The 25455-nt window shown below is 72.0% G+C and carries 27 protein-coding genes and 1 pseudogene; 10 read left to right on the top strand and 18 right to left on the bottom strand.

Features of this window, described 5'->3' with window-relative positions:
• Window positions 1-4 precede the first annotated feature (4 nt).
• A complete protein-coding gene (locus ACZ7DL_RS27790; protein ID WP_470778118.1) occupies window positions 5-769 on the bottom strand; it encodes a MerR family transcriptional regulator in 765 nt (254 codons plus the stop codon).
• 112 nt (window positions 770-881) lie between these two features.
• Here ACZ7DL_RS27790 and ACZ7DL_RS27785 point away from each other — a divergent pair, with 112 nt between their 5' ends.
• Together ACZ7DL_RS27785 and ACZ7DL_RS27780 are read left to right on the top strand one after the other, a co-directional pair.
• Window positions 882-2168 carry an ion channel protein gene (locus ACZ7DL_RS27785; protein ID WP_470778116.1) on the top strand — a complete coding sequence of 429 codons (1287 nt, stop codon included), beginning with the start codon at window positions 882-884 and terminating at the stop codon, window positions 2166-2168.
• Between the two features lie 25 nt (window positions 2169-2193).
• On the top strand, window positions 2194-3600 hold the full coding sequence (locus tag ACZ7DL_RS27780) for a glutamate decarboxylase (RefSeq protein ID WP_470778114.1): 1407 nt from the start codon (window positions 2194-2196) through the stop codon (window positions 3598-3600).
• Window positions 3601-3622: 22 nt separating this feature from the next.
• Here the strand turns inward: ACZ7DL_RS27780 and ACZ7DL_RS27775 are convergent, their stop codons facing one another.
• From ACZ7DL_RS27775 to ACZ7DL_RS27765, 3 genes are all read right to left on the bottom strand, one after another.
• Window positions 3623-4171 carry a DinB family protein gene (locus ACZ7DL_RS27775; protein ID WP_470778112.1) on the bottom strand — a complete coding sequence of 183 codons (549 nt, stop codon included), beginning with the start codon at window positions 4169-4171 and terminating at the stop codon, window positions 3623-3625.
• A 122-nt stretch (window positions 4172-4293) separates the two neighbouring features.
• A complete protein-coding gene (locus ACZ7DL_RS27770) occupies window positions 4294-5754 on the bottom strand; it encodes an aldehyde dehydrogenase family protein (protein WP_470778110.1) in 1461 nt (486 codons plus the stop codon).
• A gap of 83 nt (window positions 5755-5837) precedes the next feature.
• Window positions 5838-6662 (bottom strand): helix-turn-helix domain-containing protein, encoded by an 825-nt coding sequence (locus ACZ7DL_RS27765; protein ID WP_470778236.1) that lies wholly within the window; start codon window positions 6660-6662, stop codon window positions 5838-5840.
• A 343-nt stretch (window positions 6663-7005) separates the two neighbouring features.
• Here ACZ7DL_RS27765 and ACZ7DL_RS27760 point away from each other — a divergent pair, with 343 nt between their 5' ends.
• Entirely contained in the window at window positions 7006-7503 is a 498-nt protein-coding gene (locus tag ACZ7DL_RS27760) for an ATP-binding protein (RefSeq protein ID WP_470778108.1), read from the top strand.
• A gap of 113 nt (window positions 7504-7616) precedes the next feature.
• Here ACZ7DL_RS27760 and ACZ7DL_RS27755 read toward each other — a convergent pair whose 3' ends face one another.
• The 8 genes from ACZ7DL_RS27755 to rpmG form a co-directional block, all read right to left on the bottom strand.
• The gene (locus ACZ7DL_RS27755) at window positions 7617-7886 is read right to left on the bottom strand and encodes a DUF397 domain-containing protein (RefSeq protein WP_030781778.1); all 270 of its coding nucleotides are present in this window, start codon (window positions 7884-7886) and stop codon (window positions 7617-7619) included.
• 146 nt (window positions 7887-8032) lie between these two features.
• Window positions 8033-8506 (bottom strand): SRPBCC family protein, encoded by a 474-nt coding sequence (locus tag ACZ7DL_RS27750; protein ID WP_470778105.1) that lies wholly within the window; start codon window positions 8504-8506, stop codon window positions 8033-8035.
• Window positions 8503-8850, bottom strand: a complete 348-nt coding sequence (locus tag ACZ7DL_RS27745; RefSeq protein ID WP_470778103.1) for an ArsR/SmtB family transcription factor — start codon at window positions 8848-8850, stop codon at window positions 8503-8505. The genes ACZ7DL_RS27750 and ACZ7DL_RS27745 overlap by 4 nt, the downstream gene beginning before the upstream one ends.
• A gap of 7 nt (window positions 8851-8857) precedes the next feature.
• Entirely contained in the window at window positions 8858-9232 is a 375-nt protein-coding gene (locus ACZ7DL_RS27740) for a VOC family protein (RefSeq protein ID WP_470778101.1), read from the bottom strand.
• 64 nt (window positions 9233-9296) lie between these two features.
• On the bottom strand, window positions 9297-9569 hold the full coding sequence (gene rpsR / locus ACZ7DL_RS27735; RefSeq protein ID WP_470778099.1) for a 30S ribosomal protein S18: 273 nt from the start codon (window positions 9567-9569) through the stop codon (window positions 9297-9299).
• Window positions 9569-10729, bottom strand: a complete 1161-nt coding sequence (locus tag ACZ7DL_RS27730; protein WP_470778097.1) for a CobW family GTP-binding protein — start codon at window positions 10727-10729, stop codon at window positions 9569-9571. The genes rpsR and ACZ7DL_RS27730 overlap by 1 nt, the downstream gene beginning before the upstream one ends.
• On the bottom strand, window positions 10729-10977 hold the full coding sequence (locus tag ACZ7DL_RS27725) for a type B 50S ribosomal protein L31 (protein ID WP_470778095.1): 249 nt from the start codon (window positions 10975-10977) through the stop codon (window positions 10729-10731). The genes ACZ7DL_RS27730 and ACZ7DL_RS27725 overlap by 1 nt, the downstream gene beginning before the upstream one ends.
• Before the next feature lie 6 nt (window positions 10978-10983).
• Complete coding sequence (gene rpmG / locus ACZ7DL_RS27720) at window positions 10984-11148, bottom strand: 50S ribosomal protein L33 (RefSeq protein ID WP_383267870.1); 165 nt, start codon at window positions 11146-11148, stop codon at window positions 10984-10986.
• Between the two features lie 61 nt (window positions 11149-11209).
• On the opposite strand from rpmG, the gene rpmB reads away from it, so the two are divergent.
• From rpmB to ACZ7DL_RS27700, 4 genes are all read left to right on the top strand, one after another.
• Window positions 11210-11446, top strand: coding sequence for a 50S ribosomal protein L28 (gene rpmB / locus ACZ7DL_RS27715; RefSeq protein WP_470778092.1), 237 nt, complete (start codon window positions 11210-11212; stop codon window positions 11444-11446).
• Complete coding sequence (gene rpsN / locus ACZ7DL_RS27710) at window positions 11446-11751, top strand: 30S ribosomal protein S14 (RefSeq protein ID WP_470778090.1); 306 nt, start codon at window positions 11446-11448, stop codon at window positions 11749-11751. The genes rpmB and rpsN overlap by 1 nt, the downstream gene beginning before the upstream one ends.
• A 164-nt stretch (window positions 11752-11915) precedes the next feature.
• Window positions 11916-12368, top strand: a complete 453-nt coding sequence (locus ACZ7DL_RS27705) for a hypothetical protein (protein ID WP_470778234.1) — start codon at window positions 11916-11918, stop codon at window positions 12366-12368.
• A 107-nt stretch (window positions 12369-12475) separates the two neighbouring features.
• Window positions 12476-12988 carry a DUF4232 domain-containing protein gene (locus ACZ7DL_RS27700; protein ID WP_470778232.1) on the top strand — a complete coding sequence of 171 codons (513 nt, stop codon included), beginning with the start codon at window positions 12476-12478 and terminating at the stop codon, window positions 12986-12988.
• Window positions 12989-13022: 34 nt separating this feature from the next.
• Here ACZ7DL_RS27700 and ACZ7DL_RS27695 read toward each other — a convergent pair whose 3' ends face one another.
• Window positions 13023-14129 carry a DUF2786 domain-containing protein gene (locus ACZ7DL_RS27695; protein WP_470778088.1) on the bottom strand — a complete coding sequence of 369 codons (1107 nt, stop codon included), beginning with the start codon at window positions 14127-14129 and terminating at the stop codon, window positions 13023-13025.
• Between the two features lie 73 nt (window positions 14130-14202).
• Window positions 14203-15117: a S41 family peptidase gene (locus ACZ7DL_RS27690; protein ID WP_470778086.1), complete on the bottom strand. Its 915-nt coding sequence runs from the start codon at window positions 15115-15117 to the stop codon at window positions 14203-14205.
• A gap of 134 nt (window positions 15118-15251) precedes the next feature.
• Here ACZ7DL_RS27690 and ACZ7DL_RS27685 point away from each other — a divergent pair, with 134 nt between their 5' ends.
• Both ACZ7DL_RS27685 and ACZ7DL_RS27680 read left to right on the top strand, forming a co-directional pair.
• Window positions 15252-15998 (top strand): Clp protease N-terminal domain-containing protein, encoded by a 747-nt coding sequence (locus ACZ7DL_RS27685; protein WP_470778084.1) that lies wholly within the window; start codon window positions 15252-15254, stop codon window positions 15996-15998.
• A gap of 48 nt (window positions 15999-16046) precedes the next feature.
• Window positions 16047-17735: a bifunctional 3'-5' exonuclease/DNA polymerase gene (locus tag ACZ7DL_RS27680; protein ID WP_470778082.1), complete on the top strand. Its 1689-nt coding sequence runs from the start codon at window positions 16047-16049 to the stop codon at window positions 17733-17735.
• 39 nt (window positions 17736-17774) lie between these two features.
• Here ACZ7DL_RS27680 and ACZ7DL_RS27675 read toward each other — a convergent pair whose 3' ends face one another.
• Complete coding sequence (locus ACZ7DL_RS27675) at window positions 17775-21155, bottom strand: AfsR/SARP family transcriptional regulator (protein ID WP_470778079.1); 3381 nt, start codon at window positions 21153-21155, stop codon at window positions 17775-17777.
• A gap of 458 nt (window positions 21156-21613) precedes the next feature.
• Window positions 21614-21769 (bottom strand): annotated as a pseudogene (locus ACZ7DL_RS27670) (glycosyltransferase family 2 protein); the annotation flags it as partial.
• A gap of 284 nt (window positions 21770-22053) precedes the next feature.
• Between ACZ7DL_RS27670 and ACZ7DL_RS27665 the strand changes: the two are divergent.
• Window positions 22054-23778: a SpoIIE family protein phosphatase gene (locus ACZ7DL_RS27665; RefSeq protein ID WP_470778077.1), complete on the top strand. Its 1725-nt coding sequence runs from the start codon at window positions 22054-22056 to the stop codon at window positions 23776-23778.
• Here the strand turns inward: ACZ7DL_RS27665 and ACZ7DL_RS27660 are convergent.
• Complete coding sequence (locus tag ACZ7DL_RS27660; RefSeq protein ID WP_470778075.1) at window positions 23769-24647, bottom strand: NAD(P)-dependent oxidoreductase; 879 nt, start codon at window positions 24645-24647, stop codon at window positions 23769-23771. The two genes, ACZ7DL_RS27665 and ACZ7DL_RS27660, sit on opposite strands and share 10 nt — an antisense overlap.
• Window positions 24644-25369 (bottom strand): hypothetical protein, encoded by a 726-nt coding sequence (locus ACZ7DL_RS27655; protein WP_470778073.1) that lies wholly within the window; start codon window positions 25367-25369, stop codon window positions 24644-24646. The genes ACZ7DL_RS27660 and ACZ7DL_RS27655 overlap by 4 nt, the downstream gene beginning before the upstream one ends.
• Window positions 25370-25455 lie beyond the last annotated feature (86 nt).

Raw genomic sequence — 25455 nt, 5'->3', positions numbered from 1 at the left:
GACGTCAGGACGAGGTGTGCCGGGCCGTGTTCGCCACGATGGCGTCCCGCAGGTACCCGGCCAGCCCCGGCCGGATGGCCTCGTACGTCGCGGTGAAGCGCGCGTCGGCGACGTACATCTCACCGAGGCAGGAGTGCATCGCGTGCGGGCAGTCGTAGTACGCGCGCGTGATGAACCGGCGGTGCTCCTCGGCGACGTCCATGGCCGCCGCGGAGTCCGCGGGCACGCCCTCGGTGAGCAGCCCCGCCATGCGCTGGTGGAGGGCGTCCATCTCCTCGTTGAGTCGCTTCCAGTCCTCCTTGGTGTACGAGGCGGTCCGGCGCTGCGACTGCCGGTATGCCTCGGTGTCGCCCCAGCGCTCCTGGACCTCGTCCGCGTACTGGTCCGGGTCGAAGTCGCCGAAGACCTCGAACTTCTCCTCGGGCGTGAGGTTGATGCCCATCGTGCGTGCCTCCATGGCGTGCTCCACGGCCGCGGCCATCTTCTGGAGCTTCTCGATCCGGGCGGTCAGCAGTCCGTGCTGACGGCGCAGGTGTGTGCGCGGGTCCGCGTCCGGGTCGTCGAGCAGGACCGCGACCTCGTCGAGCGGGAAGCCGAGCTCCCGGTAGAACAGGATCTGCTGGAGCCGGTCGAGGTCGGCGTCGGTGTAGCGCCGGTGGCCGGCGTGTGTGCGCTCGCCGGGCACCAGCAGGCCGATCTCGTCGTAGTGGTGCAGGGTGCGCACCGTGATTCCGGTGAACCCCGCGACCTGCCCCACGGAGTAGCTCACTTTCCGCTCCTTCGTTCGGTACGCCCTCCACGCTGAGGCCTCACGCCGCGTGAGGTGCAAGCCGGATTCCGCCCGGGATGTTGTATGCGTTTTGTCCGTTTATGGTGAGCGCGTGGCCCAGGAGACGACGCAGCAGGCACCCTCGAGCGCTCCGACCGCCCCCGCACGGGCTCTGCTGCCGTTCATCCTGCCCGCCGTCGCCGTGGGCGTGGCCGCGAGCCTGCTCCTCCTCGGGGTGAGCGCGGCGGCGGAGCGGCTCCAGCACGTGCTGTGGGGGCCGCTGCCGGACGCGCTCGGGGTGGGCCGTTACAGCGTGCTGTGGATGTCCGTGGTGCTCGTGGCGACCGGGATCGCCGTGGGGCTGGTGGTCTGGAAGGTCCCGGGGCATGCCGGGCCGGACCCCGCCACCCTGGGCCTGGACGCGCCGGTCCTGCCGCCGGCCGTGCTGCCGGGGCTGGTGCTGGCGACCGCGCTGATGCTCGCGGGCGGCCCGAGCCTCGGCCCGGAGAACCCGATCATCGCCGTGAACGTCGGTCTCGCGGCCTGGCTCGGCGCGCGCTTGATGCCCCGGGCGCCGGGCGCGCTGTGGCCGGTGCTGGCGGAGGCGGCGACGATCGGCGCGCTGTTCGGCACCCCGGTGGCGGCGGCGCTGGTCATCTCCGAGGCACTGGCCGGGCGGCCGATGCGGGGGCGGCTGTGGGACAACCTGCTCGCGCCGCTGACCGCCGGTGCGTGCGGGGCCATGACGACCACCCTGGTGGCCCGTCCGACCTTCGACCTGGGTCTGCCGCCCATGGGCCACCCGCACGCGAAGGACCTGGTGGCGGCCCTCGTGATCGCCTCGGCGGCCGCGCTGCTCGGCATGTGCGCCGTCTACGCCTTCCCGTACGTCCACGCGGGCTTCCGGCGGCTGCGGCACCCGATGCTGATGCTCCCGGCGGGCGGGGCCGTGCTGGGGGCTCTGGCGGCTCTGGGCGGCCATCTGACGCTCTTCAAGGGGCTGTCGGAGATCGGTGAGCTGGCCCGCGATCCACAGGGCTGGTCGGCGGGGCAGTTCGCGACGATGACGGTGGTGAAACTGGCCGCGCTGCTCGTCGCCGCGTCCTGCGGCTTCCGGGGCGGCCGGATCTTCCCCGCGGTCTTCGTCGGCACCGCCCTCGGCCTGTGCGCCCATGCGCTCGTTCCGGCCGTGCATCCCTCGCTCGGCGTGGCGACAGCCGTCCTGGGCATGCTCCTGGCGATCACCCGGCAGGGCTGGGTGAGCCTGTTCACCGCCGCCGTCCTGGTCGCCTCGCCCGCCCTCCTCGCCCTGCTGTGCGTCGCCTCGCTGCCGGCCTGGCTGCTGGTGACCGGCCGCCCGCAGATGCAGCTGCGCGAGGACGGCACCCCCGCCCGCTGACTCCCGTCCCCCTGGAGGCACGCCCATGGCCCTGCACAAAGGTTCCGCGAAGCACGAGGAGCGGACGGTGTCGGTCAACCCGTTCTTCGGAGCCGCCGACCCGGTCGGCGGCATGACCGAGGCCCCGCCCACCCACCGCCTCCCGGACGCTCCGCTGGCCCCCTCCACGGCCTACCAGCTGGTGCACGACGAGCTGATGCTGGACGGCAACTCCCGGCTGAACCTGGCCACCTTCGTCACCACCTGGATGGAGCCGCAGGCCGGGGTGCTGATGGCGGAGTGCCGGGACAAGAACATGATCGACAAGGACGAGTACCCGCGCACGGCCGAGCTGGAGCGGCGCTGCGTGGCGATGCTGGCCGATCTGTGGAACGCGCCGGACCCGGCGGCCGTGGTGGGCTGTTCGACGACCGGGTCGAGCGAGGCGTGCATGCTCGCCGGGATGGCCCTCAAGCGGCGGTGGGCGAAGCGGAACGCCGACCGGTACCCGGGCGCGCGGCCCAATCTGGTCATGGGCATCAACGTCCAGGTGTGCTGGGAGAAGTTCTGCACCTTCTGGGAGGTGGAGGCCCGGCTGGTCCCGATGGAGGGCGACCGCTTCCACCTGGATCCGCAGGCCGCCGCCGAGCTGTGCGACGAGAACACCATCGGGGTGGTCGGCATCCTCGGCTCCACCTTCGACGGCTCCTACGAGCCGATCGCCGACCTGTGCGCGGCTTTGGACGCCCTCCAGGAGCGCACCGGGCTGGACATCCCGGTGCACGTGGACGGCGCGTCGGGCGGGATGGTGGCGCCCTTCCTGGACGAGGACCTGGTGTGGGACTTCCGCCTGCCGCGCGTGGCCTCGATCAACACCTCCGGGCACAAGTACGGGCTGGTCTACCCGGGCGTCGGCTGGGCCCTGTGGCGGGACAAGGAGGCGCTGCCCGAGGAACTGGTCTTCCGGGTCAACTACCTGGGCGGGGACATGCCGACCTTCGCGCTGAACTTCTCCCGGCCCGGCGCCCAGGTGGTGGCGCAGTACTACACGTTCCTGCGGCTGGGCCGGGCGGGCTATCGCGCGGTGCAGCAGTCCACCCGGGACGTCGCGCGCTCGCTCGCCGACCGGATCGCGGCGCTCGGCGACTTCCGGCTGCTCACGCGCGGGGACCAGCTTCCGGTGTTCGCGCTGACCACCGCCGAGGACGTCACGGCGTACGACGTCTTCGACGTCTCCCGGCGGCTGCGCGAGGGCGGCTGGCTGGTGCCGGCCTACACCTTCCCGGCGAACCGTCAGGACCTGTCCGTGCTGCGGGTCGTGTGCCGCAACGGCTTCTCGCACGACCTGGCCGACCTGTTCCTGGACGACCTGAGCCGGCTGCTGCCGGAGCTGCGCCGGCAGCCGCACCCGCTGACCCGGGACAAGGACGCGGCGACCGGGTTCCACCACTAGCCGGTCGCGCGGGCCCCCGCGATCACCCCCAGGAGCCGCCCTGCTCCAGTGCCACCAGCTCGAACGCCGTCTTGCCGTCCAGCGATTCGCGGATGATGTCGGCGTGGCCGGCGTGCCGGGCCGTCTCGCGGATCAGGTGCAGACACAGCCAGCGCAGCGAGACCCGGCCCTCCGGCGGGAACCAGGGGTCGGGCGGCAGCGGGAAGGTGTCGTCCAGGCTGGGCGCGGAGCGGATGAACTTCTCCGTCTCGGCGGCCACCTGCGCCCAGTACGCCAGCTGCGAGGCGACCGTCTCGCCCCCGACCAGCTGGTGGGTCTCGTGCCAGTTCGACTCGTCGCGCGCGATCGCCGGCGGCTCCTGCTTCGCCCGGGCGAGCCAGCTCTGCTCGACCTCGGCGACGTGCTTGAGCAGCCCGCCCAGGGACAGCTCGCTGGCGCTGGGGCGGGTGCGCGCCTGCTCCTCGGTCAGCCCGAGCAGCGCCCGGCGGATCCCGCCGCGCTGCTCCTCGATGAACGCGAGCAGCGCTCCCCGCTCGTCGCCCTTCGCCTCCGCCGGAACGTGCGTGACCATGGCGTGCCGCCTTTCGTCGGGCCGTGCGCCGGGGCTGTTTCCCCGACACCGACGACGCTACGGCCCATTGCGGTCAGCTTCTGTCCGCAATGGGCCGGGGCGCGCCGGAAAGGGTGAGGAGCCTAGAAGGGGAATCCGCTGCGGCCGTGCTGCACCGAGATCCACTTGACCGTGGTGAACGCCTCCAGGGTGGTCTCGCCGTTGAGGCGGCCGACTCCGGAGTGCTTCTCACCGCCGAAGGGCACGATCGGCTCGTCGTGGACGGTGCCGTCGTTCACGTGGAACATCCCGGAGTCGATCCGCTTGGCGAAGGCCACGCCCCGCTCGATGTCACCGGTGTGGACGGCGCCGCTGAGGCCGTAGGGGGTGTCGTTGACGATCCGGACCGCATCCTCCTCGCCGTCGAACGGGACGAGGAAGACGACCGGGCCGAAGATCTCCTGCTGGAGCAGCGCGGAGTCGGCCGGGACGCCGGTCAGTACGGTGGGCTCCACCAGGTTGTCGGTCGTGGTGCCGTGCACCAGGGCGGTGGCGCCCTCGGCGAGCGCCTGTTCGACGGCGGTCGAGATCGCGCCCGCCTGCGCGGAGTTGATCACCGGGCCGATGACGGTCTGCGGGTCGCGCGGGTCACCGACCTTGAGCGTCCGGACCTTGGCGACGAACTTCTCGGTGAACTCGTCGGCGACCGAGCGGTCCACCAGGACCCGGTTGGCGGCCATGCAGACCTGGCCCTGGTGCACGAACCGGCTGAAGACCGCCGCGTCGACGGCGTAGTCGATGTCGGCGTCGTCCAGGACCACCAGGGCGCTGTTGCCGCCCAGTTCCAGGATCGAGCGCTTGAAGTTCCGGGCGCAGACGGTGGCGACGTGCCGGCCGACCTTGTCGGAGCCGGTGAAGGAGATGACCTTCGGGACCGGGTGCTCGATGAACGCGTCGCCGATCTCGGCGATGTCGGTGACGACCACGTTGAGCAGGCCGCCGGGCAGTCCGGCCTCCTCGAAGATCTTCCCGAGCAGGGTGCCGCCGGCGATCGGGGTGTTCTGGTGCGGCTTGAGGACCACGGCGTTGCCGAGCGCGAGGGCCGGGGCGACCGACTTCAGCGACAGCAGGAACGGGAAGTTGAAGGGGCTGATCACACCGACGACGCCGACCGGCACCCGGTAGACGCGGTTCTCCTTGCCCTCGGTCGGGGAGGGCAGGATCTTCCCCTCGGGGCGCAGCGCCAGGTGGATCGACTCGCGCAGGAACTCCTTGGCGAGGTGCAGCTCGAAGGCGGCCTTCACGCGCGTGCCGCCCAGTTCCGCGATGATCAGGTCGGCTATCTCCTGCTCACGGTCCTCTATCAGGCGCAGCGCCCGCTCGAAGACCGCGCGCCGGGTGTAGGCGTTGGTCTCGGCCCACTTTCTCTGGGCGCGGGCGGCGGCCCGGTAGGCCTGGTCCACCTCGTCGACCGTGGCCACCGTGATCGAGGCCAGCTTCTCGTCGTCGTACGGGTTGAAGTCGATGACGTCCCAGGAGCCGGTGCCCGGACGCCACTCGCCGTCGATGTACTGCTGGGCCAGGTCGGTGAAGTAGGACGACATGTGATCTCTCAATCGCTAGCGGACACCAGATCTGCGCCAGGTCTGATCGAGCGTCATCGTACTTGCGACAAGGGGGAGTTGGGTCAGGAGAGCTGGAGGAGACCGCGGAGCAGGTCCCGGCTTTCGCCAGGGCCGGGGCTGTCCTGCTGGAGCTCCTTCAGCGCCTGCTCGTACTGGGCGACGTCCTCGCGCTTGTCCAGGTAGAGGGCGCTGGTCAGCTGCTCCAGGTAGACCACGTCGGACAGGTCCGCGTCGGGGAAGCTGAGGATGGTGAAGGCGCCGCTCTCGCCGGAGTGCCCGCCGAAGCTGAACGGCATGACCTGAAGCCGTACGTTGGGCCGCTCGGAGATGTCGATCAGGTGCTGGAGCTGTCCGCGCATCACCTGGCGGTCCCCGTAGGGGCGGCGCAGGGCGGCCTCGTCCAGGACGATGTGGAACTCGGGGGCGTTGTCGGACAGCAGGTACTTCTGCCGCTCCAGGCGCAGCGCGACCCGGCGCTCGACGTCGGCGGTGCTCGCGCCCTTCATGCCGCGCCGGACCACCGCGCGGGCGTACTCCTCGGTCTGGAGCAGGCCGTGCACGAACTGCACCTCGTAGACGCGGATCAGCGAGGCGGCGCCCTCCAGGCCCACGTAGGTGGGGAACCAGCTGGGCAGGACGTCGGTGTAACTGTGCCACCAGCCCGCGACGTTGGCCTCCCGGGCGAGGGAGAGCAGCGACTCGCGCTCCGCCTCGTCGGTGATGCCGTAGAGCGTCAGCAGGTCTTCCACGTCCCTCGTCTTGAAGCTCACCCGGCCCAGCTCCATCCGGCTGATCTTCGACTCGGAAGCGCGGATGGAGTACCCCGCAGCCTCGCGCGTGATCCCCCGCGCTTCACGCAGTCGCCTGAGTTGCGAGCCGAGCAGCATGCGCCGCACCACCGATCCGGGCTCTCCCGCGCTCACGTTCGCCAGCCTCCCCAACCGTCCTCAGGGCCCGAAGTCTGCCACTAAAACACTCCGAGCAGTACTCGTGCAGTTACGGAAACGGAAAGAGCCCGGCCGTTTCTGCCGGGTCCGGACGCGAAGAGGTCCGGACCTCTGGCGGGAGTGTCATGAAGATGGCAGAAAAAATGGCCAAGAAGCGGTACGGGCAGTGCCATTTCGGTCGCGTGCACGTGCATCTGCCCTTGCATCTGCTCTGCGCATCCGAAACCATGGTGCCGCGCCACCGCTGCATCGCAACGACCGCGAATTCCCGGGAGTGCCTCGCATGGGGACGAATGGATCGACCATGCTCAAGCCGTTACGGCAGGGCCTTCCGCCGTTGGACCCCGCGGCCGCGTCCGATGCCGCCTCCTGCGCCCTCCCCGCCCGCTACGAGGCGGTGCGCGAGGCTCGGCGCTTCGCCCGGAACACCCTGGAACAGTGGGATGTCGGCGACCGTTTCGACGACATATGTCTCGTCGTCTCCGAACTCGTCACCAACGCGCTGCGCCATGCGGTGCCGGCCGACCAGGGCCACGCCGACGGGCACGCTCCGTGCGTGCGGCTGCATCTGATGCGCTGGACCGAGCGGTTGGTGTGCGCGGTGCGCGACCCGAGCCACGAGACCCCGGTCCCACGCGACTCGGACGACTTCTCCGCCGAGTCGGGCCGGGGGCTGTTTCTGGTCGACTCCTTCGCCGACAGCTGGGGCTGGCATCCGCTCGCCGGCACGCTCCAGGGCAAGGTGGTCTGGGCGCTGTTCCGGCTCAAGACGGCCGGCTGATCAGGGCGGGCACTGACGGGCGGCCGGTTTCTACGCGCGTAAACCGGCCGAGCGCACCGCCACACGGGCGTCCGACATCGTTGCCACCGTCCGCAGCGACCCGCCCCAGCCGGTCAGCTCGCTATCAGATGGTCGAACTCGCCGTCCTTCACGCCGAGGAGCATCGCCTCGATCTCCGCGCGCGTGTAGACGAGCGCCGGGCCGTCCGGGAAGCGCGAGTTGCGGACGGCGACGTCACCGCCCGGCAGCCGCGCGAACTCCACGCAGGAACCCTGCGAGTTGCTGTGCCTGCTCTTCTGCCAGGCCACTCCGTCCAGCTGCGTGGCAGCCATGCCGTTGTACACGTCGTACCCCCCGTACACGCCGTCAACGTCGCGGTCCACAGGTCGCTCCCCGGTGGTGCACTGGCTGATGTGGCCATAGATGCTGTGGTCAACTGACCCGGATCATAACTCTGTTCACGTGCAGATGCGTGAGCAGATGCACGTGCACACGGGGTGGTCCTGCGGTTACAGCTTTGACGACCGCTTTACCCGAGCAGATCGAGCACCTGCCCCAGAGCAGGCAGGACATGTCCCCGCCAGCCCCCGCCCATGACCGTGCGCGCCATCATCTGCGCCGGGTCGTCCGGGTCGAATCCCTCGTGCACTAGGAAGAGACGCGTACCGCGCCCTTCCTGTTCCAGGGTCCAGGTGACGGTCCAGTCCGCGGGGTTGGCCGGATCGGCGTCCGCCCACCGGAGGGACAGCATCCGCTCGATGTCGTAGGCGAGCACCCGCACTTCCACGACTCCGGAGAAACGGGAGTTGGGACGCGGGACGGACGTCATCCGGTACCGGTGGCCGACCTCCAGCCGGAAGTCCTCGGCGCCGGGCATCTGCCAGCGGGCGAGCAGCTCGGGGTCGGTCAGGGCGCGCCAGACCTTGGCGGGCGGATGCGGGAAGAACTGGTCGACGCGGATCGTGGTGAGGTCGTCCGCGTCGCTCTCATGGTCCGGGTTCATGACGGGCCATCGTCGGGCATCCGGTCGAGCAGATCACCGAGCCCCTTCAGCCGCTCGCGCCAGAACCGCTCGTACGGATGGAGCCAGTCCTGCACCTCGGCGAGCGGGGCGGCCTCGAGGCGGTAGATGCGCTGCCGCCCGGAGCGCTGTTCGGAGACGAGACCGGCCTCCCGGAGCACCTTGAGGTGTTCCGAGAGGCTCGGGCGGCGCATGTCGAAGTGGTCGGCCAGGGCCTGCACGGGCTGCGGCCCGCTCTCGCGCAGCAGCCGCAGCACCTCGCGGCGGGTGGCGTTGGCCAGCGCGGCGAAGACGCGGTCCTCGGCGGCGGTACCCGTCCCGTTCATGGAGCGGTCAGAAGCCTTCCTTCTCCGTCAGCAGCATCAGACCGTTGCCGTCGGGATCCGTGAAGGAGGCCATCCGCCCCCAGGGGAGCTCGTCCGGTCCCTGCACGGGGATGCCGGCCGCGGTGAGCCGGGCGCAGTCCGCGTCGACGTCGGTCGTGACCAACATGATCCCCCGGGCCGAACCGGGCCCGAAACCGCCCATCCCCGGGCCGGAGAGCGTGAAGACGGTCTGCGCACCCCTGGGGGCCACCTGGAGCCAGCGGCCCGGGGGCATCTCCCGGTCGGCGGTGACCTCGAAGCCGAGGACCTCCGTGTAGAAGCGCAGGGCGCGGTCCTGGTCGGAGACGGGGAGGGTGACGAAGGAGGCGTGGGTGATGGTCATACCCCCAACATAGGTAGGCAACCTCCTACGCGTCAACCGTAGGAAATTACCTACCTATGCGTCTTCACCTGCTGGAGTACGGCAGCAGCGCCATCTCCCGGGCGTTCTTGACCGCCCGGGCGAGCAGCCGCTGCTGCTGGGCCGTGATCCGGGTGACCCGGCGGCTGCGGATGTTGCCGCGGTCGGAGATGAACTTCCGCAGCAGGTCGGTGTCCTTGTAGTCGATGTAGGTGATCCCGGCCTGGTCGATGGGACCTCTCCTGTTCGAGTGAAGCCGAGAACTCGGGAAAAGGCCGGGGCGGTTCCGGACCGGCTTGCGGTCGCTCTTACGAGGCATCAGACCTCCAGCAGGGTGTCGAAGGCGGGCGGGAGCCGGCGCCAGGACTCCCGCCCGGCGGCGTACTCGGCGTCGGTGAGCAGGCAGGACTCCAGCAGGTGCACGAGCCCGTCGCGGTCGAGGGCGGGCGAGGTGAAGACAAGGTGGTTGCACCGGTCGCCGTGCTCGGGGTGCCAGTCCAGCGCGGCGGCGGCGCGGCGGACGGGCGGGACCATCTCCCAGGCCGCGTCCGGCAGCGCGGCGAGCCAGGGCCCCGCGCTCTCCACGCACAGCGCCCCGCCGGCCGCGTCCCAGTGCAGCAGCGTGTCGGGCTTGTCAGCGAGCCAGAACCGGCCCCGGCTGCGCGCGGCGGCGCAGGTCAGGTCCTCCAGCGCCGCGTAGAGCCGCTCCGGGTGGAAGGGCCGGCGGCGGCGCCAGACCAGGGTGGCGACGCCGTGCCGGTCGGTCTCCTGGGGCAGCAGGGCGCAGGCCGGGTGCTGGGCGGCCGCGGCGGCTTCCACGTCGAAGCCGGCCAGCGCGGCCTCGGCCAGCGGCCCGGGGGCGCCGGAGGTGTCCGCGCCCGCCGGGCCGCCGTGGCCGATCGGGATCCGGCGGGCCGTCGGGTGGAGCTGCGCGAGCAGCTCGCGGTCCTCGTCGTCGGCCTCCGGGGAGTCGGCGACGGCGAGCACGGGGGCGTACTCCAGCTGCCGGGCGAAGGTGTCGGCGACCGTGCGCCGGTCGGTGGCCGCCGCGGCGAGCCCGGCCTCGGCGAGGTCGTCGCCGTTGCCGAGGCAGGGCAGCACCAGCGCCGGGTCGACGGCGGTGATCACGGACGTGACGGTCAGGCCGCCGGCCGCGATCACTTCGGCCATCGCCCTGGGCTCGACCGAGTCCCACAGCTCGACGATCGCGAGCCGGGGCGTGCCGCTCTCGGCGAGCCGGCGCAGCTCGGGCACCAGGTCCTCGCGCAGGGCACAGCAGGCACAGTCGTCGACCAGTGGCGTCTCGCCCGTGGACCGCAGGCCGTGGCGGTCGCGGACCGTCCGCACGACCGTGCCGGCGGCGGCCGTCGCAAGGTCGTGGTGGAGTACGACGCTGCCCGGGACGTCGGCGAGCAGCCGGTCGACGGCCGCCTGGCGGGCGTCGGCGTGCAGCCCGCCGACGATCACGACGGAGAGCATCAGCCCTTCTTTCCGTACCGGCGCTCGAAGCGCTCCACGCGCCCGGCGGCGTCCAGCACGCGCGCGGTACCGGTGTAGAAGGGGTGGCTGACGTTCGAGATCTCGACGTCGACGACGGGGTAGGTGTGGCCGTCCTCCCACTCGATCGTCCGGTCGCTCGTCATCGTCGAACGGGTCAGGAAGGCGTGGTTCGCGGCACGGTCACGGAACACGACGGGCCCGTACGCGGGGTGGATTCCCTGACGCATGGCGGTTCAGCGCTCCTCTCGGAAGTCGACGTGCCGGCCGACGACCGGGTCGTACTTGCGCAGCGTCACGCGGTCCGGGTCGTTACGGCGGTTCTTGCGGGTCACGTAGGTGTAGCCGGTGCCGGCGGTGGACCGGAGCTTGATGACCGGGCGGAGTTCGTTGCGTGCCATGCTGCTACCTTACTGAAAATGAATTCCATTAGCATTAGCGTCTGAGGAGAGCTACGTCACCATGTCCGCGCACTGCATGCTCACCGGGGCCCGGCCGGGCTTCGGCAACCGCATCTCCCACTCCCACCGGCGCACCTCCCGCCGCTTCGACCCGAACATCCAGACCAAGCGCTACTGGCTGCCCGGCGAGGGCCGCTACGTCCGGCTGCGGCTGAGCGCCAAGGCCGTCAGGACGGTGGACGCGATCGGCGTCGAGGCGGCCGTCGCCCGTATCCGCGCGCGGGGGGTGCGGGTCTGATGGCGAAGAAGAGCAAGATCGCGAAGAACGAGCGGCGCAAGGAGACCGTCGCCCGGTACGCCGAGCGCCGCGCGGAGCTGAAGGAGATCGTCCGCCGGCCCTCCAGCACCCCCGCCGAACGGCTCGCCGCCCAGCGGGAGCTGCGCAAACAGCCGCGGGACGCCGGCGCCACCCGCGTCCGCAACCGGGACCGGATCGACGGCCGCCCGCGGGGCTGTCTGCGTGCGTTCGGCCTGTCCCGGCTGAACCTGCGGGCCCAGGCCCACCTCGGACATCTGCCCGGCGTCCGGAAGGCCTCCTGGTAACTGCTGGTAGCTTGCGCTGCGGGCCGTCCGGGGAGGGCGGCCGGCCGCTACCGCATGGGAGCTCGACGGTGACTACTGCGCCTGCTTCGACTGCTTCGGACACCGCGTCCGCCTCGGGTCCGGCTACCGCTCCGGCACCGGGGCGGAGGCGGCGGGCCGCGGCACTGGCCGCCGCCGGGCTGGTGGGCGCGCTGACGCTGACGGCGTGCAGTGGCGGCGGCTCCGAGGACAAGGACGGCTCGTCGTCCGCGCCGGGTGCGGCCCACTCGGCGAGCACCGCCTCCCCGGCCGTGACCGGTGCTTCGGCCAAGCTCCAGGGCAGCTGGATCACCACCGCCGACGGAAAGGTCGTGGCGTTGGTGATCACCGGGAAGGAGGCCGGGATCTTCGCGACCGGCGGGACCGTGTGCGGCGGGACCGCGGGCGCCGAGGACGGCATGCAGATGATCCACCTGACCTGCGCCGACGGCGGCAAGGACCGGACCACCGGCATGGTCGACTCGGTGGACGGCGAGACGCTGAAGGTGACCTGGTCGGGCAAGGCGGGCCAGGAGACCTTCACCAAGGCGGAGGGCGGGAAGCTGCCGTCGGGGCTGCCGACCGGCCTGCGGCAGTGACGCGGGCGGCCGGGAACAGTCGTCCGTCCGGAGGGGCGCGCGAGCGGGTCCGGACCGTTCGGGCCATGATGCTGGAGCACCGTCACGACATCGACAGGAACCAGCCCATGCGCGCCATTCCGCTCACCGTCACCGCCCTCGCCGCCGCCCTCGTCCTGACCGCCTGCACCGACGGCGGCGGAGGCGGGGACAAGAACAGTGCCGCGTGCAGGATCGGCGAGCTCTCGGTGCAGGTGGGCCCGGCGAGCGTGGCCCCGGCCGCCGGTGACACGGGCGAGGTGCCCGTCAGCATCACCAACCAGACCGCGCCGTGCACCCTGGACCAGTTCCCCGGCGTGCTGCTGGAGTCGGGCCACACCGAGACCTCGCTGTCGCCGCAGCAGGGTGCGAAGGCCCAGAAGATCAAGCTCGCCAAGGGCGACTCCGCGTCCTTCACCATCACCTACGTACGCGGCAAGGCGGGCGACAAGGCCAGCCTGGAGGCGACGGCCGTGAGGATCTCCCTCCCCGGCTCCACCGCCACCCGCAGCTACCCGTGGAAGTACGGCCCGGTCGCGGGCAAGGGCACGGTGAACGAGCCGAACGCCTCGGTCAGCGCCTTCCAGCGGGCCGGGGACTGATCCTCTGCCCCAACCGGGGCCGGAGGCCGATCCCCTACCCCAGCCGGGGCCGGGCTCTGACCTGTGCCCGGTCCGCCGCGCGCGCGCCCTCGGTCCAGCCGGCCGCGTCGCTGACCCCGCGCAGCCGGGTGGTGGTGGTCTCCGGGAACATGCGCTCCAGCCGGCCGGTGACGGCTATCGCGCGCGTGGCCAGCACGGGCAGGAGGTCCTGGGTCACCTGTGTCTCGGCGGCGGCCGCGAGCCGGTCGCCCACGCGGTGGGCGTAGGCCGCGAGGAACGACTGCCGGAAGGTCTTGGTGCGCTTGCGCCCGCCGGCTCGCTGAGCTGCCTCGGCCTTGGTCATCGCGTGCGTGGCCTGCACCAGCAGGGAGGTGTAGAGCAGCTCGACCACCTCCAGGTCCGCCTCGAAGCCGACGACCGTGGAGAAGCAGAGCGGTTCGTTCCACACCGCGCGGCAGTGGTTCGCCGTGGCCACCGCGTCCAGCAGGACGGCCTTGGCCTGCTCGTACGGCGGCTCGACCCCGATGCGGCAGGCACCGGGCGCGTCCGGCGCGGGCGCCTCGGCGGCGAGCAGCGCCTCGTCGACGCTGTGCCGGGCCATCAGCTCCTGCGCCTTGGCGCTGAGCGCCTCCGCCTCCTCCGGGTAGCTTGTCGCCTCGGCCTTGGCGAGCAGCGCGCGGATGCGGGTGAGCATGCGTGAGGCGGCCGGACCGTGCTGCCGACGGGGCTCCTCCAGCGGCTCCAGCGGGGGCAGGCGCAGCAGCAGGCGGTACAGCTTCAGGACGGCGGTGGCGTGCGAGAAGCGGTCGCTTCCGCGCGCGGGGTCCTTTGGCAGGGCCTCCAGCTGAGCGGCCCAGCGGCGCCCGCGGGGGCGGTCCCGCCCGGCCTGCGCCCGGATCAGCCCCGCGGCGAGGCGGACGTGGACGTCGTCCAGCTCCCGCCGTACGAGCCGTACGACGTCGGCGGGCTGCCAGCCGCGCTGCCAGCCCGCCGCGAGGAGCTCCTCGCCCCGCCGCCCGAGCTCGGCGTCCACGGCGGGGTCGGCGGCGAGCAGGGAGGCGCCCGTGTCGAGTCCGGTGTCGGTGTCGTCGTACAGGGCGGCCCGGAAGGCTCGCTCGACGGTGCTGGCAGCGCTGGTCACACCCTCGATCGTGCCATGCGGCACTGACACGGGGCGGGGCCGTCCACACCCTGTGGACAGTGGCCCGGCGTGCTCAGGTGCGGGTGGCCAGTTCCAGGGCCCGGTCGAGGGCGTCGGCGGCCGGGCAGGGGACGTCGGGGGTGACGCCTGTGCCCTCCCAGTTGGTGCCGGAGACCGGGTTGACCGAGCGGCCGACGGGGATGGAGGCCTCCAGATGCGGATGGACGGTCCAGCCCCTGCGGGGGTGCGCTCCGCCGCGGGTGGTTTCCCCCACGATCACCGCGCGGCCCAACTGCTGGAGGTTGTAGGCGAGTTCTTCCCCGGCGGAGAAGGTGCGGCCGCTGGTGAGGACGTACACCGGTTTGGTGCCGCCGAACCGGGCGCCGGGGACGTGGGGCAGGGTCCAGAACTGGTCGTACCGGTCGTCCGCGCGCGAGTACTGGGTGTTCAGATGGGTCCGCTCGTCCAGGAGGTAACTGCACACGAACGCCACCGCGTCCGGGTCGCCGCCGGCGTTGTCCCTGAGGTCCAGGATCAGCATGTGCGCACGCGCGACCAGGGTGAGCGCGGCCGAAAGGGGCTCGGCCGACCAGGCGAGCGGGAAGAGATTCGGGGCGAGTTGGAGCAGGGCGGCCCCGCCGTCCAGCAGGCGCACCTGCGGGACTCCGCCCAGGGAGGCGGCGAACTCCCGGCGCATCGCGACGAGAGTTGCCTCGCCCTGCTCCTGCGGGACCTTCTCCGGGTGGAACTTCAGGCGCAGATGTGGATCGCCGTTCTCCGCCTGAAGGTCCGCGGTGACGCGAGCGCCGAGGTCCGCCGGGTCGGCGGTGTCGTAAGCACCCTCGGTCAGCCGGCGGCGCAGCCGGGCGGCGAGCCGGTCCGCCACCTCCGGGAACACGTAGTGCTCGGCGAGGAGCCGGGCGGTTTCCTCGACGACCGCACGAACGTCGGTCTCCGGCAACGAAGTTGGGTGCGTCAGGGTGGTCATGGCACGGAGTACAGCAGCACACGCACGAAAGCGTCAAGAAAGTTAGACACTTGCGGCACGACCGACGGCCTGAAGGCGAGGGCACCGTCAACCGACGGTTGACAGTAAGGGATAGGCAACCTACGGTTGACAGTATGGCGACCAACCCGAACATCTCGGCATCCGTGCGCCTCGACGACCTCATCGAGGCGATCAAGAAAGCCCACAGCGAACCCCTCGAGCAGCTTCAGGACGCGGTGATCGCCGGCGATCACCTCGGTGACGTGGCCGACCACCTGATCGGTCACTTCGTCGACCAGGCCCGCCGGTCGGGTGCGTCCTGGACCGACATCGGGCGGAGCATGGGCGTGACCCGGCAGGCCGCACAGAAGCGGTTCGTGCCCAAGGAGTCCGTCGACCTCGACCCCAGCCAGGGCTTCAGCCGCTACACCCCGCGCGCGCGGCAGGTGGTCATGGCCGCGCACAACGAGGCGCTGGCCGCCCGCAACGCCGAGGGCCGCCCCGAGCACCTGGTGCTCGGCCTGCTGGCCGAGCCGGAGGGCCTGGCCGCGAAGGCGATCGCCGCGCAGGGCGTCCCGCTGGACGCCGTACGCCAGGCCGCGTCCGCCGCGCTTCCGCCCGCCGCCGAGGACGTCCCCGACCTCGTCCCCTACGGCCCCGAGGCCAAGAAGGTCCTGGAACTCACCTTCCGCGAAGCCCTCCGGCTCGGCCACAACTACATCGGCACCGAGCACCTCCTGCTGGCCCTGCTGGAGCACGAGAACGGCCAGGGCCTCCTCAACGGCCTCGGCATCACCAAGCCGGCCACCGAGGAGTACGTCGCCGAGGTGCTGGCGCTGCTGCTGGAGCAGAAGCCCGAGGCAGGCGGCGCACAGGAGTAGAGCAGCAGGTCAGGGCGATTGTCAGACCCCCCTGCCACACTCGCACTCATGACCGACCGGTGGGCGCTCGCACCGGCCGAGGACGGTGGCGTGGACGTCGCCCCCCTCGGCCCGGACGGGCTGCCCGCCGGACCGGTGCGGCGGGAGAGCGATCTCGCCGGGGCGGTCCGGAGCCGCCCGGAGGTGACACGCTGGGTGTGGCGGTCGACCCCCGAGGTCTATCCGCGTCTGCTCGCCACGGGGGTGCGAGTGGAGCGGTGCTACGACATCGAGGACGCCGAAACACTCCTGCTGGGCCACGAGGGCCGGTACGGCGAGCCACGCTCGGCCGCCGCCGCCCTGGCCCGCCTCCGCGGCGGCCCCGTACCACCCGATCCACCGCAGCGCGCCGCCCAGCCGGGCGCCCAGTCCCCCCTGTTCGAGCCGTCCGGCACCCACCTGGCCCTGCCGGACCTGCTCGCGGTCTACGCCGACCAGCTGCGGCGGCACGAGAAGACCGCCCGCCCCGACCGGATGCGTCTGCTGACCGCCGCCGAGTCGGCCGGGATGCTGGTGGCCGCCGAGATGAACCACGCCGGCCTGCCCTGGAGCGCCGAGGTCCACCGCGAGCTGCTGCACGACCTGCTCGGCGAGCGGTACGCGGGCGGTGGCGAGCCGCGCCGCCTGGCCGAGCTGGCCGACGAGGTGTCCGCGGCCTTCGGGCGCCGGGTGCGGCCGGACCTGCCCGCCGATGTGATCAAGGCTTTCGCGCAGGCCGGGATCAAGGTGAAGTCCACCCGCCGCTGGGAGATCCAGTCCGTCGACCACCCGGCCGTGGAGCCCCTGCTGGCGTACAAGAAGCTGTACCGCATCTGGGTGGCGCACGGCTGGTCCTGGCTTCAGGACTGGGTGCGCGACGGCCGCTTCCGCCCCGAGTTCCTCGCCGGCGGCACGGTCACCGGCCGCTGGGTGACGAACGGCGGGGGTGGCCTCCAGATCCCCAAGGTGATCCGCCGGGCCGTGGTCGCCGACCCCGGCTGGCGGCTGGTGGTGGCCGACGCCGATCAGATGGAGCCGCGCGTGCTGGCCGCGATCTCCCGCGACCCCGGCCTGATGGAGGTGGCGGGCCGGGAGAGCGACCTCTACCAGTCCGTCTCCGACCGCGCTTTCTCCGGCGACCGGAACCAGGCCAAGCTCGCCGTGCTCGGCGCGATCTACGGCCAGACCTCCGGTGACGGCCTGAAGAACCTCGCCGCACTCCGCCGCCGCTTCCCGAAGGCCGTCGCCTATGTCGACGAGGCCGCCCGCGCGGGCGAGGAGGGCCGGCTGGTGCGCACCTGGCTGGGCCGCACCTGTCCGCCGGCCGCCGGGGTGGGCGAGGACGCGTCGGAGGAGGCGGGCATCCCGGTCGGCGAGGAGGAGCCGGAGGGCCAGACCGGCTGGGTCCCCGGATACGCCTCCGGCAACTCCCGCGCGCGCGGCCGCTTCGCGCGGAACTTCGTCGTCCAGGGCAGCGCCGCCGACTGGGCCCTGCTGCTGCTCGCCGCGCTGCGCCGGGCCTGCGCGGAGCTGAAGGCCGAGCTGGTCTTCTTCCAGCACGACGAGGTGATCGTGCACTGCCCGGCCGAGGAGGCCGACACCGTCGCCCGGGCCATCCGCGAGTCCGCCGCGCTCGCCGGCCGGCTGACCTTCGGGGAGACACCGGTGCGGTTCCCGTTCACGACAGCGGTGGTGGAGTGCTATGCCGACGCCAAGTGAGCGGCTCGAAGCGGCGGTTCACCCGTTCCTGTCGGCGGCTCATGAAGCGGCCGAACCGCCGTCCAGCAGAGTGCGCAGCTCCGCCAGGACCGCCTGCTCGTCCGTGCCGTCCAGCGCCGTGCACGCCCGGCGCCAGGCGTCGTACGCCTCCGCTTCCCGCCCCCGCTCGCGCAGCAGCAGCCCGTGCTGGTGCAGAGCCAGCCCGCCCATGTAGCGGTCGGCGCGGGCGTCGGCCCGGCGCAGCAGCTCGGCGCACTCGCCGCCCGCCCGCTCGGTCTCCCCGAGTCGGCGCAGCGCGCGGACCAGGCCGAGCCGGGTCTGGGACTCGCCGTGCCAGTCGCCGTGGCCGCCGAGGATGCGCAGGCTCTCCTCGAAGTGCCGGGCGGCGGCGGCCGGTTCGCCGAGGGCGAGATGGGCGTAGCCGATGTTGCAGTGCGCCGAGTGCTGCACGATGACCGCGCCGATCGCGTCCCCGATCGCCAGCGAGCGCCGGTGCTGCTCGATGGCGGCGCGCGGGTCGGTGTGCTCGTAGAGGTTGCCGAGGTGGCTGTGGGTGACGGCCTCGCCGTAGGGGTCGTTCAGCAGCCGCGAGTAGGCGAGGCTCTGCCGCAGCGCCTCCCCCGACTCCTCGAACCGGCCGAGCCCCTCCAGCAGCAGCCCGCGGTTGTTCAGACAGCGCCGGATCCGGGAGGCCGTACCCAGCCGCCCCCAGATCTCCAGGGCCCGGTCGGTCAGGGCGAGAGCGTCGTTCTGCCGGCCGGTCAGGAAGTGCAGGCCCGCGAGATCGCCCAGCGCGTACGCCTCGGCCGCCGCATCCCCGAGCCGCCGCGTCGCACCGAGCGCGGCCCGCCCCAGCACCTCCATCTCGGCGACCCGGCCGCCGCGCTGCGCATAGGGGAAGAGCAGCCGGGCGAGCACGGAGAGAGCGGCCGCGGTGGGCGTGTCATCGGTGCCGGCGTTCCGCGCCACCAGAGCGACGACGTTCTCCAGCTCCACCTCGCCCCAGGCGAAGGCGTCCTCGGCCGACTCGAAGGGCGCCAGGGCGGCCACCTCGGTGGCGTGCTCCGCGGGCTGCGCGGCGGTCGGCCGCCGCCGGTCGTCCTGGTCGAGCCCGGGCTCCACGACGGCCGTCAGCACCCGCTCGGCCATGGCGGCGTACCAGCGGAGGGCGGTGAGGTCCGAGGTGCCGGCACGGCCGGGGGCGCGTCGGGTGCTGGAGGCGCCTGAGGTGTCGGGGGCCCCTGGGGTGCCATCGGCGCCGGGGCCGGTCGGGTGGGCGGCGGCGTCGGCCAGCTCGCGGGCGAAGTCGCGGACCAGGGCGTGCGGGACGTAGCGGCCGTAGGCCGTTTCCTCCAGGAGGGCGACGTCGACCAGACGGTCCAGGGCGGCCTCGGCGCGCCGCTCGTCGATGCCGGTGAGGCGGCCGATCAGCGAGGCGCCGTACGTCGGCAGGTCGAGCGCGCCGATGTGGCGCAGGGCGAGGGCCGCGTCCCGGTCGGCCTCGCGCTCGGCGGCGGCGAGCGCGTCGTGGGCGACCGCAAGGGAGCGGCGGACGCTCAGGTCGTCGTACTCCAGGTGGTGCAGCCGTCCGCCGGTGTCCGCCAGTTGGGCGGCGAGGACGTCCGGGGTGAGGGCGCGGCGGGCGGCCAGCCGGGCGGCGACCACGCGCAGCGCCAGCGGGAGCCGGCCGGTCAGCTCCACCAGCGCATGGCCGGCGTCCAGTCCCGCGCGGCCGCTCACCGCGCGTAGCAGGGCGGCACTGTCCTCGCCGGTCAGCGGGGAGAGCGGGAAGCGCCGGGCGCCGTCGAGCGCGGTGAGCGGCGAGCGGCTGGTGACGATCACCGCGCAGCCGGGCCCGGCCGGCAGCAGGGGCCGTACCTGGGCCGCGTTCGCCGCGTCGTCCAGCACCAGCAGGATGCGGGCGGGCGCGAGCAGCGAGCGGAGCAACGCGGCGGCGGCGTCCGGGTGTTCGGGGATGTTCCGGGGCTCGGTACCGAGATCCCGCAGCAGCGCGGCGAGCGCCTGCGGCGCGGTCATCGGGGTCCTGCCGGGGGTGGCGCCGTGCAGGTTGACGTAGAGCTGGCCGTCGGTGAACCGTTCCCGCAGCTCATGGGCGACGTACAGGGCGAGCGCGCTCTTGCCGACGCCCGCCATCCCGCTGATCACCGCGACGGCCGGGGCCGGGGCGAGCGGCTCGGCCAGCGCGCGCCGCAGCTCACGGCGCACGTCGGAACGGCCGGTGAAGTGGGCCGGCGGGGCCGGCAGCTGGGCCGGACGCGGGGTCTGCCGCGCGCCGGCCGGTCCGTCGCCGTCCCGCGGGGACGCGGGAGACGCGGAGGGTGCGGGGGCCCCGGAAGCCTCGGGAGTCGTGTGAGTCCCGAGGGTCCCGTGAGTCGCGGAACCCCCGGCCGTGCCGTCGGACACGCCGTTCTCCCGCCGACGCGGTGCGTCCTGGCCGGCCGGCTGCGGATCGCCGTGCTCCGCGTCCCGCCGCCGCTCACCGCTCCCCCGCAACACCTCGACATGCGCGTCCCGGACCGCCGGGCCGGGTTCGATGCCGAGTTCCTCCACCAGGCGGGCCCGCAGGTCGCGGTGGACGGCGAGGGCCTCGGCCTGGCGGCCGGTGCGGTGCAGGGCGAGCATCAGCTGACGGTGGTACGCCTCGCGCAGCGGATACTCCGCGACCAGGGCCGCCAACTCGGGGACGAGTGCGGCCAACCGGGCGCCGCCGAGCGCGAGTTCGGCGTCGTAGCGCCACTCCAGCAGGAGCAGCCGGGCCTCCTCCAGGCGCTGCACGAGGGCGTAACCGCCGAGGTCGGCGGGGAGCCCGCTGAGCGGTGTGCCGCGCCAGAGCGCGAGCGCGGCGGCGCAGGCCCGCACGACGCCCGGCCAGTCCCGCCGGGCATGCGCGGCCCGCGCCTCGGCGACCCGGACGTCGAAGACGTGCACGTCCAGCTCGCCGTGGTCGACCCGCAGCAGGTATCCCGGCGGTACGGCCCTGAGCCGCTCGGGGTCGTCCAGCAGGCGGCGCAGCCGGGCGACGTGGTTGTGCAGGGACGCCTGCGCGGAGGCGGGCGGCGCGCCGCCCCACAGCGCGTCCTTCAGCGACTCGACCGACACGACCCGGCCGGGCTCCAGCAGCAACGCGGCCAGCAGAGCACGGACTTTGGGGCTGCCGATGGCCCGCACGCCGTTGTCGTCGGTGTCGTCGCCGGACCACTCGGCCGGGCGGCCGGGGAAGGGGGCGGCGGGGGTTCCGTCGGGAGTGAGACAGAAGGGGCTGCCGGACGTGGTGTAGGAGGTCTTGCCGGAAGCGGTGCAGGAGGCTGCGCCGGAGCGGCCGCCCGAGGTGTCGTAAAGCGATCGGTCATAGAGGACCGGCGGTCCCAGCAGTCCGAAGCGCAGCTCGCACCGCCGCATCACGCCGCTCCACTGCCTTCCCGCCCGGTCGGGGCCGACCGCGCTCCGCAGCGGGCGAGTGCCCGCCGTTGTCTGGCGGAAATCCGCCCCTGTCCCCACGGTTTCCTGTCACCGTCCGCTCGTCGGCCCGGCAGCGAAATCCGCCCGTCCGCCGGGCTGTTCCCCGCTGGCACCGGACGAGTTACGGCCAACCGGCCCGCGACTTGCCGACGAACCGTTGGCCACATGTTAGCGATCCGTTGGCGAATCCTGATGTGATCATTCCATCGGATCTGGCCCTACGGTGCGCGCGTATGTCGCGTAACTCGGGGGAGTGTCGCCGCAGGCTGGGTCCGGGGACGTGAAGGGCCCCGGCCGGCGGAGGTGAACGACCGGGGCCCCGTCCCGTTTCCCATCTCTCCCCCGGCTCGCTCGTCCGCTCCTGCGCCGCTTCGTGCCGGCCGGTCCCACCACCCGGCTCAGATCACCGGCGGCCGCCCCAGCCGGGTGAGCCGCCACACGGTGCGCCAGCACATCGGCCGACGCTCGCCGGCCGGCTCCCGCAGCCCCTCCACAAAGCCGCCGAACCAGGCCCTGAGGGCCGCCGGGGAGCGGGTGCGGGCGAGCGTGAGCAGCATCCTCTTCGCGTCCCCTTTGCTCCGGTTTTGTCACCGCGTCTCCCTCGACCCCACGCCCCCCGGAATCCCGCCCACTCATTGAATCGACAACCACCACGGCGGCCGAGAGGATCACCCCGGCAGCCGAGGCGATCACCACGACAGCCGAGATGCGTCGAATCTGTCGCCCCCACACGATGGGAAGGGGCCAACCGCCCGGACCGCTGGAGAAGAAGGTGAATGCTGAACGACTCCCGCCGTCGTGGCTCTTTCCCGAAGTTCAGGCCCAGGCGCCGAGAACCATGGGAACCGAAACCTTTCTACCGTCGGTCGACGGCGCGCGGACGCCCTGCGAGTGCGGATTCCTGCGCGGGATCATCGAAAGCACCTCCGCTCCCGTGGTCATCCTGGACCGCCACCTGCGCTGTCTCTACGTCAATCCGGCCTGGTCCTGGGTCACCGGTGTCCCTGCGGCCGCGTTCCTCGGCAAGACGTTCGGCGAGGTGCTGCCTCAGGTGCAGACACCCGACGACGTGCTGATCGAGGTACTCGCCGACGGACGGCCCCGGGACGTCACCCTGACCGGCACCACCCGCGTCCCCTCGCCCGTGGGACGCAGGCTCTGGCGCGCCGTCTTCCACCGGCTGCAGATACAGGGGCAGGTCGTCGGCGTGTGCGGGATCGCCGTGGAGGTCAGCAATCTGCGCCAGTACCTGGACGACCTGGAGAACGCCCACCAGCGGCTCGCTCTCCTGGACGCCGCGACCACCCGCGTCGGCACCACCCTCGACGTGGAGGCCACCTGCGCCGAGCTGGCCGACTTCCTCGCACCCTCGCTCGCCGACGTCGCCGCGGTCGGGATCGTCGAGGAGGAGTTCTTCGGTATGCCGCCACCGGCTCCCGGCATGCTCCGGGTGCGCAAGATGAAGCTGACGGGGCCGCCCGAACTCCAGCGGCACCTGAGCGATCTCGGCGGGCCCAAGCCCTACGTCGACCTCCCGCGCGGCTCGGCGCCCCGGCGCTGCATCGACAGCGGCCGGCCCTGGCTGGGCAACATGGCCTCCGACGAGCTGTTCCAGAAGGTCGTCGTGGACCCCGAACGCGTACGGATCTTCCGGACGGCCGGGGTGCACTCGGCGCTCATCGTCCCCCTCCCCACGGCCGGCCGCAGCGTCGGCATCGTCATCCTGATGCGGATCGGGGAGTCCCCGCCGTTCAGCAACGACGACATCCTGACCGCGCAGGGCGTCGCCGCGCGGGCGGCCGTCTCCATCGACAGCGCCCACCGGTACAGCCACGAGCACACGATGACGCTGGAACTCCAGCGCGCCCTGCTGTCCGAACCCGACCGCCCGCACCCCACGGTCGAGGTGGCCACCCGCTACCTGCCCTCCGGCCGCAGCGCCCTCGTCGGCGGCGACTGGTACGACTCCATCGCGCTCCCGGACAGCCGCACCCTGCTGGTCATGGGCGACGTGATGGGACACGGCTTCCAGGCGGCGGTGGCCATGAGCCAGTACCGCTCGGTCCTGCGCAGCGTGGCCGCCGCCGGACTGGCCGTGGACGCCATGCTCACCGAAGCCGACCGCACGGCCGCCCGCATCGGCCTCGACCGCGTCGCCACCTGCCTGCTCGTCCTCCTGGACACCGAGGCCGGCACCTGTACGGCGGCCACGGCCGGGCACCTGCCGCCCCTGGTCATCCGCCCGAACGGCAGCGCCGGCCTCATGCACCTCCCGGCCGGCCCGCCCATCGGCACGGAACTCGGCGACTACGAGATGACGACGTTCGCGTTCGAGCCGGGCTCCGTGCTCCTGCTCTACACGGACGGCCTGGTGGAACAGCGGGGCGTGGACATCGACGAATCCATGAACGTCCTCACCGGGATGGGCCTGTCGCCCGACGACTCGCTCGAGCATCTGCTGGACACCTGCCTGAGCCGGCTGACCAACGGCATGTGCGACGACGACATCGCCCTCCTGGCCGCCCGCCGACGCCCACCGCCGGACACCGGGACCTACGCATGACGAGGGCTCGCGGGAGCGTGACGAGCCGTGCCGGACGCTCCTTCACGCGCCTTCTCCAGCCGTTTCGCCAGCCGGGTGAAGTTCTCCTCACCGTGTCCGGAGTCGACGACCTCCTTCAGGCGTTCCTCGACCATGGCCGCGACGGGGAGGTCGGGCGACAGCCGCAGAGCGTTGCCGATGTCCTTGCGGGCCAGCCGTGCACTGAACTGGCGCGGATACAGGTCGTTCAGCATGTGCCGGCCGAACCTCTCCAGCATGCGACTGGAACCCGAGGACGCCAGCAGCGCCTCCAGCACGGTTTCCGGCTCCAGCCCCAGCTGATGTGCCAGCTCGAAGCCCTCACCCATGACCAGCACGTTCCCCAGATGGATGACCTGGTTGACCAGCTTCATCGCCTGCCCCTGGCCGAGGCCGCCGGTCAGGAACACGTTGCTGCACAGGGTGTCGACCAGCTCACGGACATCCTCGGCAAGGTCACCCGTGCGCGCTCCGAGGTATCCCGTCAACCGGCCCTCGCGGGCGAGCTCCACACTCCCCGACACGGGGCAGTCGACGTATCCGATCCCGCGCCCGCGCAGCAGCTCGGCCGCCTTCTTGGCCGACAGCGGATCGTGCGAGGAGAAGTCCACCACACAGACCGCCGTCCCAAGATCCCGGACGACGTCCATGACCTCGGTGGCCGACGGCAGGCAGAGCGCCACGACCGGGAGGGCCTGCACCTCCGCCGTGGAGTTCAAGCCGCCGGCCCGGACGAACTCGGCGACGTTGCCGCGCTCGCTCCCCGCGCGCACCGTGTAACCGGACGCGATGCAGCGACATGCCATCGGGAGGCCGAAGGCTCCCAGCCCGTACCAATCGACCACCCTCATCGGCGCAGCTCTCCGCCACAGTCCTCCACTGCCGGGAAGCCGTCCGACAGGAATACCGTCTGTGCCATCATCCGCAGTCCGGACATCTTCTCCCGGAAGGCTTCGATCGTCTCCTCCGGATGAATGGTGTCGATCACCGCGTTGTCCCCGAAGGAATTGAACTGGTGCGAGGTCCCGCGCGGGATCTGCATGTCCACGATCGATGATTCCGGCACCCAGAAGCTGTATCGGTTGCGCGCGCTGTCGGGCATCTGGTCGCACTCCACCTCCAGCTTGAACGGTGTCACCCCGTCGACATAGGTGTAGTGGAAGGGGGACAGCGCGGACACCCGGATGGTCGTGTCCTCCCCCGTGATCAGCCGTACCATCCGCGCACCCGTGTGGTAATGCATACGCGAACACGAGCCCCGGTCGCCGACGTTGAAAAGATCCATGCAGTAGCGGCTTGCGGAGTACCCGTCCATGGGTTTGGCCAGCATGTACACGTGGCCTTCTTCGAAGTACTGCGCGCGTATGACCCCGTCGTTGTCGGGAGCCAACGCCGCTTCCGCCGCATGACCGTTTCTGACGACCTTCGCCAATGCGCTCACCAACGCATTCGCCGCCACCGCCGGCAGCGATGCGACCGGCGTGACGATGCAGGCTCCCGCATCCTGGAAGCCGTCGAGGTCATGGACCTCGTTCTCGTCGTCAGGATTGTTCTTCAGAGTTTCGGAAGCCATGGGCTCTCCCTTTCTGTTGTCGGTGCAGCCTGACGATGGCAAGCGCCGGGACGAGAAGACCTGCGAGCGCGCGGGGTGAGGTCGCC

It is taken from the genome of Streptomyces sp. NPDC036984, assembly GCF_055607665.1.
The sequence above is the reverse complement of the archived record's forward strand: the minus strand, read 5'-3'. Positions and strand labels throughout refer to the sequence as shown.